The sequence below is a fragment of the Janthinobacterium sp. BJB446 genome (genome assembly GCF_002735655.1).
GTDB classification, from domain to species: domain Bacteria; phylum Pseudomonadota; class Gammaproteobacteria; order Burkholderiales; family Burkholderiaceae_D; genus Janthinobacterium; species Janthinobacterium lividum.
The window spans coordinates 419,791-435,429 of record NZ_PDZK01000003.1; the positions used below are offsets into that span (position 1 = coordinate 419,791).

Here is a 15,639-nt window from a genome sequence, read left to right on the forward strand (position 1 = left end):
GCTGCCCCCGCCTATCGAGTCGATAGGCGGGGGCGCACGCTTGCGACACGCAAAAACCTGCACCGTTGTTGGAATGGTGCAGGTTTTTTTACGCCCCCGATGTCACAAAAATTCTTTGCTGCAAGCACGCTGCAGGCCGCGTTCGCTGTGGGGAAAAATTGCAGCTGGGCCTGGGCTTGCTGGGTTTCATGGTGCGCCGCAAGGCAGCCTCCTGAATCTGAAAAGCCGTCACGCAACAGCCGCTCCGCCGCCTGGCCGGGCGGCTTTTTTCATGGAAAAACGGGAGCATCACATCAGTAAATGTTGCCAAGAAGAATTAAATTGACGCTACAATAGCGGGGTATCAAGCAATGCCAAGCATCGCTCCGCCAGGGCCCCTACCCCGCCCTGATCATCAGCACGCATTTTTTGAACAGGATGACTGGCGCTGCCGGGCCCGATTGCGCTCCCGGCACGGCCACCACACACGCACCATGTCCGCAGAAAAAACCATTACCGAAACGAGTTCCTACGGCAAGGAAACGCCCGTAGGGCGTCCTGACATCGATGGCCGCGCCGGCATTTTCGTGCCCACGGCGGAATTTGACATCAACAACACCACCACCATCCGCAAGGGCGCGGGCATTGTCGGCTTCGGCAACCTCGATGGCACCCTGACCGTATATTTCGAAGCGAACCGCTTCGACGAAAGCAATCTGCACAAGTGGGAACACAAGGCGCGCAAGGCGTATGACCGCATGGTCATGGGCGCGCCCACGGTGTCGAAAGCGAAAATCGATGCGCGCATGCTGGAACAGGTCGGCATCATCGATGGCATGGGCATCAATCTCAAGCACCCGGAACGCCTGACGCACTGGCTGGCGATCTCGAACGTGCCGGACACGGCGCCGGAAGAGCCGGTGGTGCGCTGGAAAAACCGCTAAACAATCGGGGAGCGAGGCGGGGTGCCAGGCACGAGGTGTTGTCCTACATGGCGGCGGACATTCATCCGATGCCCAAAGGCATCAACTCATCCTATGATGAAAGCCTGACCACACCTCACACCACTCAGGAGTACGACATGTCCCGCCTCATCCCGATCAGCTTTGGCGCCTTGCAAATAGGTCTGGCAGCGGCGGCGATGTACATCCTGTGTTCGGCGGACGTGCTGCACCAGGGTTCGGTTTATTTCCACTAATAAAATGACAAAGCCGGGCAAGCAACGCTTGTCCGGCTTTGTCCTGCATGCAAGTGCAATAGTCTAGCGGCGGCCGTGGTAGCGTCCATGCCCGCCCCAGCCGCCGCGGTGTCCACCGTAGCGCCCAAAGCCAAACATGAAGTCCAGCCCGATCGTCACGGGCGGATTGTAATAATACGGTTGCGGCGCGTACACGGGCGCCGGCACATATACGGGTTGCTGCACGTACACCGGCTGCTGCTGCACGTACACGGGTTCATTCGTGTATTCCACGCGCGGTGCGCTCATCACGCGGCCCGACTGCACCGGCTCGGACGAGACTGTATGCCATTCATAGGGATTGTAGGCCCCCTGCGGCGCGCGCGAACCGTAATATGCGGGACCGGGGGGTGCCACGGCGCAGCCACCCAGGGCGGCCAGCGAAATTACTGCCAACAGGGTTTTCATTGCAATTCTCCTCGAGTACCAATTCCATGTACTACCTTAATTAAGTACTATAAGAAATTACGTCGAGCTTTGCTGCGCTTTTACCGATTGTTACACGCCGACGCACGCCGCAACATGAAATGTGGCAAAGCCGCCACAAGCCACTCGTGCGGCATGTTTCCTCAAATAAACGGAATCGCGCACGTATCGATGGCCTTGCCGGCCGCGTCGTAGCGCTGCACGCACACCTGGTAGCGCACGCCGTAATCGAGCTCGACCTGCTCGACCTTGCCATACTTCAATTTCCAGCTGGGCTGCACCTGTTGCCGGCCAGCCAGCGCGGCCACATCCTGCGGAATCGCCATCGCCGTTTGCGTCTCGCCCTGGCGCGCATCCTGGCGCCGCGCCACGTCGGTCGATACGCTCACGGCCAGGTCCACGCCGCCGTCCACATAGCTCAGCGTGGGCGCGCTGCGCTGCGCCCGCATCACGCCCCAGGCGCAAGGCTTGCCGCCGGCCTCGCATTGCTTCAGCTGCGCCAGTGGAAAATATTCAGGGGCAATCTTGCCATCCTTGATGGGCCAGCTGGTGCGCACGCCGTCGCGCTTGCCCGTCAGGGGATTATCCCAGCTCAGGCTATTGACGACGGCCACGGTCTGCCCCGCCTGCAAGCCCACGGGCGTGTCCAACGAGGCGCAGGCGGAAAGCAGCAAGCCGCTGGCGGCCAGGGAAAAAAGTGTCAGGATGCGCTGCATGGTAGGCCTCTTGTAATGGAAGATCCCGAAGGTATGTTTCGAGGGTAACAGAATCGGCGGCGACAGTGCCGTTGGCTGGCGCACATAACAGTACGGGCGGCACCCTTGCAGGCGCCGCCCGTAGCGGATATGCCATGCCGGGAGCCTCGCTCCCGGCAATACGTGGATCAGTCCAGCTTCCAGGCGTAGTCAACCTTGGTCCAGGTTTGCGCTGCGGCGCCATCCTTGGTACCCGGCTTGAACTTGCACGCAGACAGGGCCTTGATGGCGGCCTTGTCCAGGTTCTTGAAGCCGCTGCTCTTGTCGACTTTCGAATCGGCAACAGTACCATCGGCATTGACCAGGAAAGACATCGACACGGTGCCCTGCTCTTCGTTCATCAGCGAGGCTTTCGGATAGTCGGCCTTGCAGTTCTTGGCATCGAACGACGCCGGCACCTCGGCAGCAAAGGCCGCGGAAGAAACGGACACCAGCAAGGCTGCTGCAACACTCATAAAACGCTTATTCTCAAACATGTGCTTCCCCATGATTATCAGATACGGTAATTACAATTTCCGGTGCGCTGTTGACCGCGCTTAAAACTCTTCCCACTCGTCATTGCTGCCAGCGCCTGCCGCCTTGCGTGGCGCCGCGGCGGCCACGGGAGCGGCCGCTTCCGCCTTGCGGGTCAGCGACTTCACCGGGCGCAATGCCGCTGCCGGCTTGCGCACGGCCACTGGTGCGGCGGCCACGGGAGCCGGCACATACGCTGCCGGCTTCTCTTCGCCTTCGACCAGTTTGAAGATGCTGACCACATGGGCCAGTTCGGCCGCCTGGTCTTGCAAACTTTGCGCCGCGGCGGCTGCCTGCTCGACCAGGGCGGCATTTTGCTGCGTCATGCCATCCATCTCGATGATCGACAGGTTGACCTGTTCGATGCCGGCGCTTTGTTCCTGGCTGGCACTGGCGATCTCGCTCATGATGTCGGTCACGCGGCGCACGCTGTCGACCACTTCGCCCATCGTCACGCCAGCCTGGCCGACCAGGCGCGTGCCCCGTTCCGTTTTCTCGGCCGAATCGTCGATGAGGATCTTGATTTCTTTCGCCGCGCCAGCGGAGCGCTGGGCCAGGTTGCGCACTTCCGACGCCACCACGGCAAAGCCGCGGCCTTGCTCGCCGGCACGTGCCGCTTCCACGGCCGCGTTCAGCGCCAGGATGTTGGTCTGGAAGGCGATGCCATCGATCACGCCGATGATGTCGACAATTTTCTTCGCCGACTCATTGATCGAGCTCATGGTGTCAACCACTTGCGACACCACGGAGCCGCCCTTGATGGCGACATCCGAAGCGGTGGCCGCCAGCTTGTTGGCTTCCCGCGCATTGTCCGCATTCTGTTTCACGGTCGAGGTCAGCTCTTCCATTGCCGACGCCGTTTTCTCCAGCGCGCTGGCCTGCATTTCCGTACGCGACGACAGGTCGATATTACCGTCGGCAATTTCACGCGAGGCCGTGCCGATGGTTTCCGTACCGACGCGCACCTGGCCGACGATGCCCACCAGGCTGTTGCGCATTTCCTTCATTTCCGCCAGCAGGCTGGAGGTATCGGAAGGCTGCGTGTGGATGCCGATCGACAGGTCGCCATTGGCGATGCTGCCGGCGATCGATGCCGTGTAGTCCGGTTCGCCGCCCAGCTGTTTCAGCAGGCCGCGGGTAATCACCAGTGCCGCTGCCACGCCCATCGCCACGGCCAGTACGCCGAGGATGATCATGAACAGGCGCGCGCTGTCGAAGGCCTTGCGGGCGTCCGATTGCATCTGCTCATTGAGCTTGTCTTCCAGCACGGCCAGCTGCTCCAGCGCTTCCATCCATTTTTTCTGTACCGGGCGGATTTCCTTGATCATCACGCGCGTGGCGCCTTCCGCATCGTTGGCCATCCACAGCGCGGATGCCTTGGCGATGGCCGGCATGGCGGCGGCTTCATATTCCTTGATCGAGGCCAACAGGGCTTTTTCTTCAGGAGTCGACTCGACGGCGAATTTCTCTTCGAGCTTCTTCTGCGTTTCCTGATAGGTGCTGGTCTGCGTCTTGATACGCGCCATTTCAGGTTCCATATCGCCCGCGTCGGTCATCAGGGTCAGAATGCGCAGCGAAGTGATGCGGTCGCTGACGTTGCCACGCATGTCGATCACGAGGCGGGTGACGACGTTGTTGACATTGATCACGTGATCGAGACGTTCCTGGATTTGCGCCATGCGCGCGATGCCGAGGACGGTCACGGCCACCAGCAGAACCAGTACCAGGGCGAAACCCAGGCCCAGGCGGGTACCAACCTTCATTTTTGCTAAATTCATTTCGGCTCTTCGTAAATGAAACTATTGATAAGAATTTTGCCCGGCACGACAAGACGAAGGCTGCGTAACACCGGTATCCGCCCTTACCATTGGTATGCTGGCGGTCTCCGGCCGCACGCAGCCTGGGGTACTTCCTGGTCTACAACAGCCCTGAAAACGCCAGTGACTGCGAATGCAAATTTGTTCCACACACTGAATTTTTGACACCGTTGATGTGAGATCAACATCAAACATTCATATGAGAAATATTTGTCTATAATCAATTATAGGTGTAAATTTTGCCTCAAAGCAAGCAATAAGTACCTGAATAAATAGCTGATTAACTTTCTTCGGGGAAATGGCAACAATGCCGTTTCTTGCCCCTTAGAAATGCCCCACGACAGTGCGGGCGTGCGCCGAAACAGCGCATTTACAACACATGGCATAGCCGGTGACATCGTTTTGGGAAAGGTACTCAGAGGAAGGGGTAATGCGGACAATACCACTGCGCCGGGGCAGCGGTATAGACAACTTGGATCAGCGGTCCCAGCTGCAATACATCATATAGGCATGGCCGTCCGTGCCGAAGACAAAGATGCTCCAGATGGCACCCAATCGACCAGCCACGATGCCCTGGCCCGATGATACCAATTGATACCAGTGCGGCTCGCTGCCCAGCAGCTCGGACAGTTCGCCCTCGAAACCGTCATATAAACGGGCGTCGAGCGGCTCGCGGTCGGCCTCGCTCATCGGAAGCAAGCGCTCGAGCAGCCACTGGCGCGGCGTGCACAAGGCACCGCTGCATACCATGCTTTCGATCGGCTGCAGGCGCATGCCGTCCGGCGGCAGCTTCAGCGTGCGGCACAAGGCGTCAAGCGACGCCTGCGGCGCGATGGGCCCCAGATACTCGCAAAGAAACAGACTGCCATCATCCTTCAGCGCGGTGACGGCTTGCAGGTAGCCATGCAACTGCTGTGCATGGGCGTGGCAGTCGCCGCGCATCAGGCAGGCAAGGACAAGCGCGCCGCCGCTTCCAGCAGCAAACGCGGGTCGCCCGAGGCCAGCTTCTTCGAATCCGACAGGGTCTGACGGAAGCCGCGCGCGCCGGGCAGGTTCTGCATCAGGCCCAGCATGTGGCGCGTGACGCTGTTCAATTTCAAGCGCCCCGCCTCTTTTTCCAGCTGCGCGCTGATGTAGGGAATCATCGCTTCGAGCACCTGCTCGCGCGTTTTGACGGGAGCGTCGTCGCCATAGTAGCGCTGGTCGAACTGCGCCATCACATACGGGTTGTGATACGCCTCGCGGCCCAGCATGACGCCGTCCAGGTGCTGCAGGTGCAGGTCGATCTCGTCGAGCGTCTTGATGCCGCCATTGATGATGAACTCGAACTGGGGAAAATCACGCTTCAAGCGGTAGGCATAGTCATACTTAAGTGGCGGCACTTCGCGGTTCTCCTTCGGGCTCAAGCCTTTCAGGATGGCGTTGCGCGCATGCACGATAAACGTCTTGCAGCCGGCGTCGGCCACGGTGCCGACGAAGTCGCGCACGAAGTCGTACGATTCGCTGTCATCGATGCCGATGCGGTGTTTCACCGTGACGTCGATATCGACCACATCGCGCATGGCTTTCACGCAGTCGGCCACCAGTTGCGGCTCGGCCATCAGGCAGGCGCCAAACGCGCCCTTTTGCACGCGCTCGGACGGGCAGCCGCAGTTCAGGTTGACCTCGTCGTAGCCCCACTGCTGGCCCAGCTTGGCGCTGGTGGCCAGGTCCTTCGGATCGCTGCCGCCCAGCTGCAGCGCCACCGGATGCTCTTCCTCGTTGAAGCGCAGATGGCGCTCCACGTCGCCGTATACCAGCGCGCCCGTCGTCACCATCTCGGTGTACAGCCAGGTGTGGCGTGTGATTTCGCGGTGGAACTTGCGGCAATGGCGGTCGGTCCAGTCCATCATCGGGGCAACGGACAGGCGGCGGGAAGGCAAAGAAGAGGAAGTCATGGTGTCTACAAAAAACAGGAGCTGCAAATGACAAACCCGCTGCGCGCCTCACCAGTGATGGTGACGCGGCGCAGCGGGCCGGGAGCGGCATGGCCCGCAGGCCATGCTCTACAACAGATTACGAATCACGCGACGCTTTTTTACGCTCGTGCTCTTTCAGGAAGCGCTTGCGCAGACGGATCGATTTAGGCGTGATTTCCACCAGTTCGTCGTCCTCGATGAATTCGACTGCGTATTCCAGCGACATCTGAATTGGCGGTACCAGGCGCACCGCTTCGTCGGTACCCGACGAACGCACGTTGGTCAGCTGCTTGCCCTTGATCGGGTTGACGACCAGGTCGTTGTCGCGCGAGTGGATACCGATGACCATGCCTTCGTAGACTGGGTCATTGTGCGACACGAACATGCGGCCGCGGTCTTGCAGTTTCCAGATAGCGTAGGCAACAGCAGCGCCGTCATCTTGCGAGATCAGCACGCCGTTACGACGGCCAGCCATTTCGCCACGGGTGTTGTCGACTGGCGCGTATTCATGGAATACGTGGCTCATCAGGCCGGTGCCGCGGGTCAGGGTCATGAATTCGCCCTGGAAGCCGATCAGGCCACGCGCAGGGATCAGGTACTCGAGACGCACGCGGCCCTTGCCATCCGATTCCATGTTTTGCAGGTCGCCACGACGACGGCCCAGTTCTTCCATGACGCCGCCCTGGTTGACTTCTTCCACGTCAACCGACAGGTTTTCAAACGGCTCGTGGCGCACGCCATCGACCATTTTGAAGACCACGCGTGGACGCGAAACGGCCAGCTCGAAGCCTTCGCGACGCATGTTTTCGATCAGAATCGTCAGGTGCAGCTCGCCGCGGCCCGATACTTCAAAGATCGTGTCGTCGTCGGTTGGTGCCACGCGCAGAGCAACGTTGGCTTTCAATTCTTTTTCCAGACGGTCACGCAGTTGACGCGAGGTAACAAACTTGCCTTCGCGGCCAGCCAGTGGCGAGTTGTTGACCATGAAGTTCATGGTCAGGGTCGGCTCGTCGACGGTCAGCATAGGCAGCGCTTCCGGAGTGTCCACTGCGCACAGGGTCGAACCGATGCCGATTTCGTCGATACCGTTGATCAGGCAGATGTCGCCGGCGACGGCTTCGTCCACCAGCACGCGCTCCAGGCCCTTGAAGTTCAGCACCTGGTTGATGCGGCCTTTGATTGGCGTGGCGCCTGGGCCATTGATGACCAGCACGTCCTGGCCGACCTTGACGGTACCGCGGTTGACGCGGCCAATGCCGATCTTGCCGACGTACGACGAGTAGTCCAGCGAGGTGATCTGCATTTGCAGCGGACCTTCAGGATTGTCGTCGCGTACTGGAACGTGTTCCAGGATGGCGTCAAACATCGGCTTCATGTCGCCGCCGCGCACGTCTTCTGTCAGGCCTGCATAGCCGTTCAGGCCCGAAGCATAAATGATAGGGAAGTCCAGTTGTTCGTCGGTAGCGCCCAGCTTGTCGAACAGTTCGAACGTCTGGTTGATGGCCCAGTCCGGACGTGCGCCTGGACGGTCGATCTTGTTGACGATAACGATAGGCTTCAGACCCAGTGCCAGCGCCTTGCGCGTGACGAAACGGGTTTGCGGCATCGGGCCTTCTTGTGCATCGATCAGCAGCAGAACCGAGTCCACCATCGACAGAACACGTTCCACTTCGCCGCCGAAGTCGGCGTGGCCTGGGGTGTCGACGATGTTGATGTGGGTGCCTTCGTACTCAACGGCGCAGTTCTTCGACAGAATCGTAATGCCGCGCTCCTTTTCCAGGTCGTTCGAGTCCATGACTCGGGTGTCGACCGCTTGGTTTTCACGGAAGGTGCCGGACTGGCGCAGCAGCTGATCCACCAGCGTGGTTTTGCCGTGGTCAACGTGGGCGATAATGGCGATATTACGAATTGCGCGTTTTGTATTTGACATGGTCGTAGTAGTTACTGAAAAACTGCGGAGTGCGTACAAGGTGTACGAGATACCCGAATGCTAATCTATTTCCGGAACCGCGTAGTATAGCATGTTGCGTTGCAACGCTATCTAAAAATGCTGGCGGCTCCCGCAGTCGGGGACGATTTGTTTAAAAAAGCGACACCGGGTTAGCAGTGTCGCTGATCAATATGACTTGACCATGACTTACCTATGACTTAACGACACCTGACAAAACCGTAGCGAGCGGAAGTGAGTTGTGGCTAAGAAGCGCAGCTGTGCGCATGCACAGTGAGCATCGCAGGCCGCAAATCACGACGCGCAGTAGGTTTGGTCAGGTGTTCACTGATGCGCGGTGGCGATCAGACGCTCCGGGGCCAGGATGCTGTACTCCTGCAACTGGCCCGTGCCCAGCAATTTGCTGTCGTGATACACGCGCACTCGGCCCGGTTCGGCCGGTACGGCGACGTCTTCCTTGCCCAGCGCGATGCGCTGGCCATGCAGGAAACGCTTGGCCAATTCTTCCGTCAGCTGGACGGCGGGGAAACTCGACAATAATGCATCGACGGGCGCCAGCAGGCTCAACGGTTCGGCATGCGCCGTCAACTCGTCGAGCGTGACGACGCCGTCCAACGTCAGGCTGCCCACCTGCGTGCGGCGCAAGGCGTTCAAATGGCCGCCGCAACCGAGGGCATGGCCGATGTCTTCGCCCAGCACGCGGATATACGTGCCTTTGCTGCACATCACGGACAATTTCAGGAACGGGGCGTCATAGCCGAGGAACTCGAGCTTGTGGATGGTCACCGGGCGCGCTTCGCGCTCCAGGGTGATGCCTGCCCTTGCATACTCATATAAGGGCTTGCCGTCCCTTTTCAAGGCCGAGTACATGGGCGGCGTCTGCAGGATAGGCCCGCGGAACTGCGCCAGCACGGCTTCGATCTGCTCGTCGGTGACGTTGACGTCGCGCGTTTCCAGCACTTCGCCTTCCGTGTCGCCCGTATCCGTCGTCTGCCCCAGGTGCACCAGGGTTTCGTAGGTTTTATCGGCTTCCAGCAAGTCCTGCGAGAACTTGGTCGCTTCGCCAAAGCACAGCGGCAGCAAACCCGTGGCGAACGGATCCAGCGTGCCCGTATGGCCCGCCTTCTTCGCGTTCAAGACGCGCTTGGCCTTGATCAGGGCGTCGTTGCTGGACCAGCCGACAGGCTTATCCAGGAGCAAGACACCATCGACCAGGTCGCGCACCCGCTTGATACCGGGCGGTTTCTTCGGACCCGCCACGCTTATTGCTCGTCCGCTTTGTCTGCAGGCTTTTCGTCCGGCTCGGCGTCGGCCGCGCGCGTGGCGTTGGCCTTGTCGATCAGCAAGGACATTTCCATGCCGCGCGAAGTCGAGCTGTCATGCACGAAATGCAGCATCGGCAGGGTGTGGATGTGCAGGCGCTTGCCCAGCAAGCCACGGATGAAGCCAGACGCGGCCATCAGGCCTTCGGTGGTGTTCTTGATGGCTTCCTTGCTGTCTTTCAACATCGTGAAAAACACCTTGGCGTGCGCGTAATCGGGCGTGATCTGCACTTCGGTGATGGTGATCATCGTGCCGACGCGTGGGTCCTTCAATTCGTAGGCGACGATTTCAGCCAGATCGCGCTGGATCTGGTCGGCCACGCGCAAGCCGCGCGCTGGCATGGTTTTGCTATGTTTAGCCATGATTATTATGCTGTCCTAAGTGCAGCAGGGCGCATGGGTCAAACGGTTGCCCGTTGACCAATGCGCCCCACGTGTTTGCGCGGACAACGATATGTCCGCGCCATTACTTCTGTGATTACAGGGTACGAGCGATTTCCTGGACTTCGAACACTTCCAGCGTGTCGCCAACCTGAATGTCGTTGTAGTTCTTCAGCGACAGGCCGCACTCCAGACCGGCGCGAACTTCTTTCGCATCGTCCTTGAAGCGTTTCAGGGAGTCGATCTCGCCGCTCCACACCACGATGTTGTTGCGCAACAGGCGGACGGAAGAAGCACGCTTGACCACGCCATCGGTGACCAGGCAACCGGCAATCGCGCCCACTTTCGAGACCAGGATAACCTGGCGGATCTCGACCTGGCCGATGACGGTTTCGCGTTTCTCTGGTGCCAACATGCCCGACAACGCCGATTTGATCTCGTCGATCGCATCGTAAATGATGTTGTAGTAGCGAATGTCCACGCCATTCGACTCGGCCAGCTTGCGCGCCTGGGCATCAGCACGGGCGTTAAAGCCGATGATGACCGCTTTCGAGGCGACTGCCAGGTTGACGTCCGATTCCGTGATGCCGCCGACGGCAGCGTGAACGACTTGTACGCGCACTTCGGAGGTCGACAGTTTCTGCAGCGAACCAACCAGCGCTTCTTGCGAACCTTGCACGTCGGTTTTGATGATCAACGGCAAGTTTTTCACTTCGCCTTCGGCCATCTGGTCGAACATGTTTTCCAGTTTCGCAGCTTGCTGCTTGGCCAGTTTCACGTCGCGGAACTTACCTTGACGGAACAGACCGATTTCACGCGCCTTGCGCTCGTCAGCCATGACGACGACTTCTTCACCGGCAACCGGCACTTCCGTCAAGCCCTGGATTTCGACCGGAATCGAAGGACCCGCTTCAGCGATGGACTTGCCGTTCTCGTCCAGCATGGCGCGAACACGGCCATACGAAGAGCCCGCCAGAATCACGTCGCCGCGCTTCAGGGTACCGGACTGCACCAGGATCGTCGCGACAGGACCACGGCCCTTGTCCAGACGTGCCTCGACTACCAGGCCGCGTGCAGGCGCATCGACCGGTGCCGTCAGTTCCAGCACTTCGGCTTGCAACAGCACTTGTTCCAGCAGGTCGTCGATACCTTGACCCGTTTTGGCCGAGACCGGCACGAATGGCGACTCGCCACCGTATTCTTCCGGCACGACTTGTTCTGCGACCAGTTCCTGCGTCACGCGGTCCACGTTGCCACCCGGTTTGTCGACTTTGTTGATCGCCACGACCAGCGGTACGCCGGCTGCTTTCGCATGGGCAATCGCTTCTTTCGTTTGCGGCATCACGCCATCGTCGGCGGCAACCACCAGAATCACGATGTCGGTTGCCTTGGCGCCACGGGCACGCATGGCGGTAAACGCTTCGTGGCCCGGGGTGTCGAGGAAGGTGATCATGCCGCGTGGCGTATCGACGTGGTAAGCGCCGATATGCTGCGTAATCCCGCCCGCTTCGCCGGAGGCAACCTTGGCGCGACGAATATAGTCCAGCAGCGAGGTCTTGCCGTGGTCGACGTGACCCATGACGGTGACCACCGGTGCGCGTGGCTTGGTTTCGAAGTGCGCGTGTTCGCCCACATCGGCCAGCAGCGCTTCCGGATCGTCCAGTTCGGCGGCGAACGCCTTGTGGCCCATTTCTTCCACCAGAATCATGGCGGTTTCCTGGTCCAGCACCTGGTTGATCGTGCACATCTGGCCCAATTTCATCAAATGCTTGATGACTTCGGATGCCTTGACGGACATTTTGTGCGCCAATTCGGCCACGGTGATCGTTTCCGGTACGTGCACGTCTTTGACGACGGCTTCCGTAGGAGCCTGGAAGTTCGATTCACGGTCGTCATGGTGAGTCGGGCGACGGCCCTTCGCGCCACCGCGCCAGCTGTCACGGCCGCCTGGGCCGCTATTGCCGCGTGGCTTGGGACCACCGGTGGTGCCGCGTTTTTTCGCGTCATCGGACCAGGTGGACGACACATTGGCCGACTTGATGGATTTCTTGTCTGCAACAGCAGGCTTCTTGTCGCCCGGCTTGTCGCCAGGTTTCTTGTCAGCAGGCTTGTGCAGGGTGCCTTCCGGCGCCTTCGGCTTGACCGGAACCGGTACGGGTTCAGGTGCCTTGATGGCGCGGCGTGGCGCGTTCATCATGGCCTTGATCTGGGCAACTTCGTCGGCAACGGCCTTGCGTGCACGCTCGGTGGCTTCCGCTTTGTCAGCGGCTTCCTTGGCGGCAACAGCAGCGGCAGCCGCTTTCTTCTTCGCTTCTTCGGCGGCAGCAGCTTTTTTCGCTTCGGCGGCGGCGTCGTCAACGACAGGCGCAGCAGCGCTGGCGGCAGGCGCGGCAGCAGCCTTGGCGGCGGCTTTCTTCGCTTCCGCTTCCGCTTCTTTCTTCGCAGCCAGTTCAGCCTGTTGCGTGGCTTTCGCCTGGGCTTCTTTTTCCGCGTCGAGCTTGGCCAGACGTTCTTGCTTTTCGCGCAGATCGGCTTCCTGGCGGGCGATCAGTTCAGCCTGTTTACGGGCTTCTTCTTCACGGCGCGCCACGTCGGCTGGATCGATCACCGGCGCGGCAGGCGCGACCGGTTCTGCTGCGACCGGCGCAGCTTCGTCACGCTGGACGAAAGTGCGTTTCTTGCGCACTTCCACCTGGATGGTGCGCGATTTGCCGGTTGCGTCAGCTTGCTTGATTTCAGTCGTTTCCTTGCGGGTCACGGTGATTTTTTTCTTTTCTGTGTCAGCCGCTGCGCCGTGTGTGCGGCGCAGATGATCCAAAAGCTTGTCCTTATCATCTTTCGACAATGGATCTGACGTCGAACTTTTCTCGACGCCGGCAGAACGCAGCTGCGTCAGCAGCAAATCTGCAGGCATCTTCAGTTCGGTGGCAAATTGGGCTACGTTGTTACTCGCCATTCAGTCCTCTTTTCTATGTGTCGCGGAGATGATAAAGATACTCAAATTAAGCCTTTGCGGATTCGGCCAGACTCCATGCCTTGGCTTGCAACGCCTTGGCACGATCGTCGTATTTCGAGTCAACCAACTTCATCTCATCGTCGGTCACATCTTTAAATTCACTTGTAATCAGTTCACGCGCACGGTCCGCAGACAAGGCCAGGATTGCGCCAAATTCGTCGTATGCCAGTGCTGCAAATGCTTCAACGGTCTTGATACCAGCCAGACCCAGCTTGCCGGCGGTAATGCGGTCCATGCCTTCCAGACCCACCAACGCCTCGTCCATGCCTTCCAGACCCTCTTCCGAAGCAATCGCTTCGGTCACGAGCGCATCACGCGCACGGGTACGGAGTTCATTGACGGTATCTTCGTCAAACGATTCGATTTCCAGCATTTCGGAAATTGGCACGTAAGCGATTTCTTCCAGACTGGCGAAACCTTCTTCCACCAGAATATCGGCCACTTCCTGGTCGACATCGAGCTTTTCCATGAACAGGATGCGCACGGCAGCCGTTTCCTGGGCAGCTTTGTCAGCCGATTCTTCGGCCGTCATGATGTTGATCTTCCAGCCGGTCAGGTCCGAGGCCAGGCGCACGTTCTGGCCGGAGCGGCCGATCGCGATTGCCAGGTTTTCTTCGTCCACGACGACATCCATCGCGTGTTTTTCTTCATCGACCATGATCGACGACACGTTCGCCGGCGCCAGGGCGCCGATGACGAACTGCGCCGGATCTTCCGACCACAGCACGATGTCGACGCGTTCGCCACCGAGTTCGCCAGTCACGGCCTGCACGCGCGAACCGCGCATGCCGACGCAAGTACCGATCGGGTCGATGCGCTTGTCGGCCGTGTAGACGGCGATCTTGGCGCGCACGCCGGCATCGCGGGCTGCGGATTTGATCTCCAGCATGCCTTGCTCGATTTCCGGCACTTCCAGTTCGAACAGCTTCATGATGAATTCCGGCGCGGTGCGCGACAGAATCACTTGCGGGCCGCGCATGTTGCGGTCGATGCGCAAGATGAAAGCACGCACACGGTCGCCGATACGCAGATTCTCTTTCGGGATCATCTGGTCGCGTGGCAGACGCGCTTCGATCTTGCCCGATTCGACGATGGCGTCGCCGCGTTCCATGCGCTTGATGGTGCCGGTGACGAGCGAATCGCCGCGTTCCAGGAAGTCGACCAGGATCTGTTCGCGTTCGGCGTCACGTACGCGCTGCAGGACGACCTGTTTGGTATCCTGGGCGAAACGGCGGCCGAATTCAACGGATTCGATCGGCTCTTCGATATGATCATCGACTTCGATATCGGAAATCTGTTCTTTTGCCTCGAAATGCAGGATCTCCTGATCCGGCAATTGCAGGCCCGCTTCATCGGGCACCACGTGCCAGCGGCGGAACGATTCGAATTCGCCCGTTTCGCGGTCGATCGAAACGCGGATGTCTACCTCACCCTCATACCGTTTCTTCGTGGCTTGCGCCAACGCGAATTCGAGGGCGCCGAAGACGACATCTTTATCGACGTTTTTTTCGCGCGCCAGCGCGTCAACCAATAATAAAACTTCGCGGCTCATGCTTTGCGTCCCTTAAAAACCACCTGCGGCACCAAGCGTGCCTTATCCACATCCGCGAGCGTAAACTCCAACATCGCCGGACCATCCTTACCTTCAAATTCCAACGACAATTTATCGCCCACGGGTTCTTGCAAGATCCCCTGGAACGATTTCCGGTTGTTCGTACCCGGCATCGCCACCATCAGCTTGACGATGATTTCCTGGCCTGCGAAACGGACAAAGTCTTCCAGCTTGCGCACCGGACGATCCAGACCCGGGGAAGAAATTTCGAGACGCTCGTAAGGAACGTTCTCTACCGTCAACACATGCGATAACTGGTGACTCACCGTGGCACAGTCTTCGACCGTGATCGGACCTTTTTCAGCGGCATCGGCGGCGCTGAAATCAATAAAGACGCGCAGCAGTCCGCGCTCGGCACGTTCGACATCAACGAGCTCATAGCCCAGACCAATCACTGTCTTTTCAATTAATCCCAACTGCTGCAAGAAATTCTCCAGAAATAAGGCCCGTTTTCAGCATGAGAGCGCCGCATTGAGCGCCGACAACATGCAAAACACGCATTCAAGTCATATATGGCCCCTTGCGGAGCCATTACAAACGGTTCAACAAAAAAAAAATGGGCATCTGCCCATCTTCTTGTATTTTCCCAACCAGATGAAAGCACTCCCCACCAAACAACCCTGCGGAGAACTTTTATTAGGCTGCAGATTATAACCTCTTATTAACTTCGCCGCA

14 protein-coding genes are annotated in these 15,639 nt (G+C 59.1%); 2 read left to right on the forward strand and 12 right to left on the reverse strand.

Annotation, left to right across the window (positions count from 1 at the left end):
* Nucleotides 1–473: 473 nt before the first annotated feature.
* Together CSQ92_RS21295 and CSQ92_RS21300 are read left to right on the forward strand one after the other, a co-directional pair.
* Entirely contained in the window at nt 474–923 is a 450-nt protein-coding gene (locus tag CSQ92_RS21295; protein ID WP_034782544.1) for a hypothetical protein, read from the forward strand.
* A gap of 47 nt (nt 924–970) precedes the next feature.
* On the forward strand, nt 971–1,177 hold the full coding sequence (locus CSQ92_RS21300; RefSeq protein WP_070257130.1) for a hypothetical protein: 207 nt from the start codon (nt 971–973) through the stop codon (nt 1,175–1,177).
* Between the two features lie 63 nt (nt 1,178–1,240).
* Here CSQ92_RS21300 and CSQ92_RS21305 read toward each other — a convergent pair whose 3' ends face one another.
* The 12 genes from CSQ92_RS21305 to rimP all read right to left on the reverse strand — a co-directional run bounded on the left by CSQ92_RS21305 (nt 1,241) and on the right by rimP (nt 15,389).
* The gene (locus tag CSQ92_RS21305) at nt 1,241–1,624 is read right to left on the reverse strand and encodes a hypothetical protein (RefSeq protein ID WP_034782540.1); all 384 of its coding nucleotides are present in this window, start codon (nt 1,622–1,624) and stop codon (nt 1,241–1,243) included.
* A gap of 161 nt (nt 1,625–1,785) precedes the next feature.
* On the reverse strand, nt 1,786–2,358 hold the full coding sequence (locus CSQ92_RS21310; protein WP_099395315.1) for a hypothetical protein: 573 nt from the start codon (nt 2,356–2,358) through the stop codon (nt 1,786–1,788).
* A 167-nt stretch (nt 2,359–2,525) separates the two neighbouring features.
* Nucleotides 2,526–2,852 carry an energy transducer TonB gene (locus tag CSQ92_RS21315; RefSeq protein WP_092611776.1) on the reverse strand — a complete coding sequence of 109 codons (327 nt, stop codon included), beginning with the start codon at nt 2,850–2,852 and terminating at the stop codon, nt 2,526–2,528.
* Between the two features lie 81 nt (nt 2,853–2,933).
* A complete protein-coding gene (locus CSQ92_RS21320) occupies nt 2,934–4,673 on the reverse strand; it encodes a methyl-accepting chemotaxis protein (RefSeq protein WP_034782537.1) in 1,740 nt (579 codons plus the stop codon).
* Nucleotides 4,674–5,204: 531 nt separating this feature from the next.
* On the reverse strand, nt 5,205–5,669 hold the full coding sequence (locus tag CSQ92_RS21325) for a hypothetical protein (protein ID WP_099395316.1): 465 nt from the start codon (nt 5,667–5,669) through the stop codon (nt 5,205–5,207).
* Complete coding sequence (gene dusA, locus CSQ92_RS21330) at nt 5,669–6,664, reverse strand: tRNA dihydrouridine(20/20a) synthase DusA (RefSeq protein ID WP_034782593.1); 996 nt, start codon at nt 6,662–6,664, stop codon at nt 5,669–5,671. Before dusA ends, CSQ92_RS21325 begins: the two co-directional genes overlap by 1 nt.
* Before the next feature lie 118 nt (nt 6,665–6,782).
* Nucleotides 6,783–8,615, reverse strand: coding sequence for a translational GTPase TypA (gene typA / locus CSQ92_RS21335; protein WP_034782534.1), 1,833 nt, complete (start codon nt 8,613–8,615; stop codon nt 6,783–6,785).
* A 342-nt stretch (nt 8,616–8,957) separates the two neighbouring features.
* Nucleotides 8,958–9,893: a tRNA pseudouridine(55) synthase TruB gene (gene truB / locus CSQ92_RS21340; protein ID WP_052140133.1), complete on the reverse strand. Its 936-nt coding sequence runs from the start codon at nt 9,891–9,893 to the stop codon at nt 8,958–8,960.
* A gap of 2 nt (nt 9,894–9,895) precedes the next feature.
* On the reverse strand, nt 9,896–10,318 hold the full coding sequence (rbfA, locus tag CSQ92_RS21345; protein WP_034782531.1) for a 30S ribosome-binding factor RbfA: 423 nt from the start codon (nt 10,316–10,318) through the stop codon (nt 9,896–9,898).
* 115 nt (nt 10,319–10,433) lie between these two features.
* On the reverse strand, nt 10,434–13,292 hold the full coding sequence (gene infB / locus CSQ92_RS21350) for a translation initiation factor IF-2 (protein ID WP_034760145.1): 2,859 nt from the start codon (nt 13,290–13,292) through the stop codon (nt 10,434–10,436).
* Between the two features lie 46 nt (nt 13,293–13,338).
* Nucleotides 13,339–14,904 (reverse strand): transcription termination factor NusA, encoded by a 1,566-nt coding sequence (gene nusA, locus CSQ92_RS21355; protein ID WP_034782529.1) that lies wholly within the window; start codon nt 14,902–14,904, stop codon nt 13,339–13,341.
* Nucleotides 14,901–15,389: a ribosome maturation factor RimP gene (rimP, locus tag CSQ92_RS21360; RefSeq protein ID WP_034782527.1), complete on the reverse strand. Its 489-nt coding sequence runs from the start codon at nt 15,387–15,389 to the stop codon at nt 14,901–14,903. The genes nusA and rimP overlap by 4 nt, the downstream gene beginning before the upstream one ends.
* Nucleotides 15,390–15,639 lie beyond the last annotated feature (250 nt).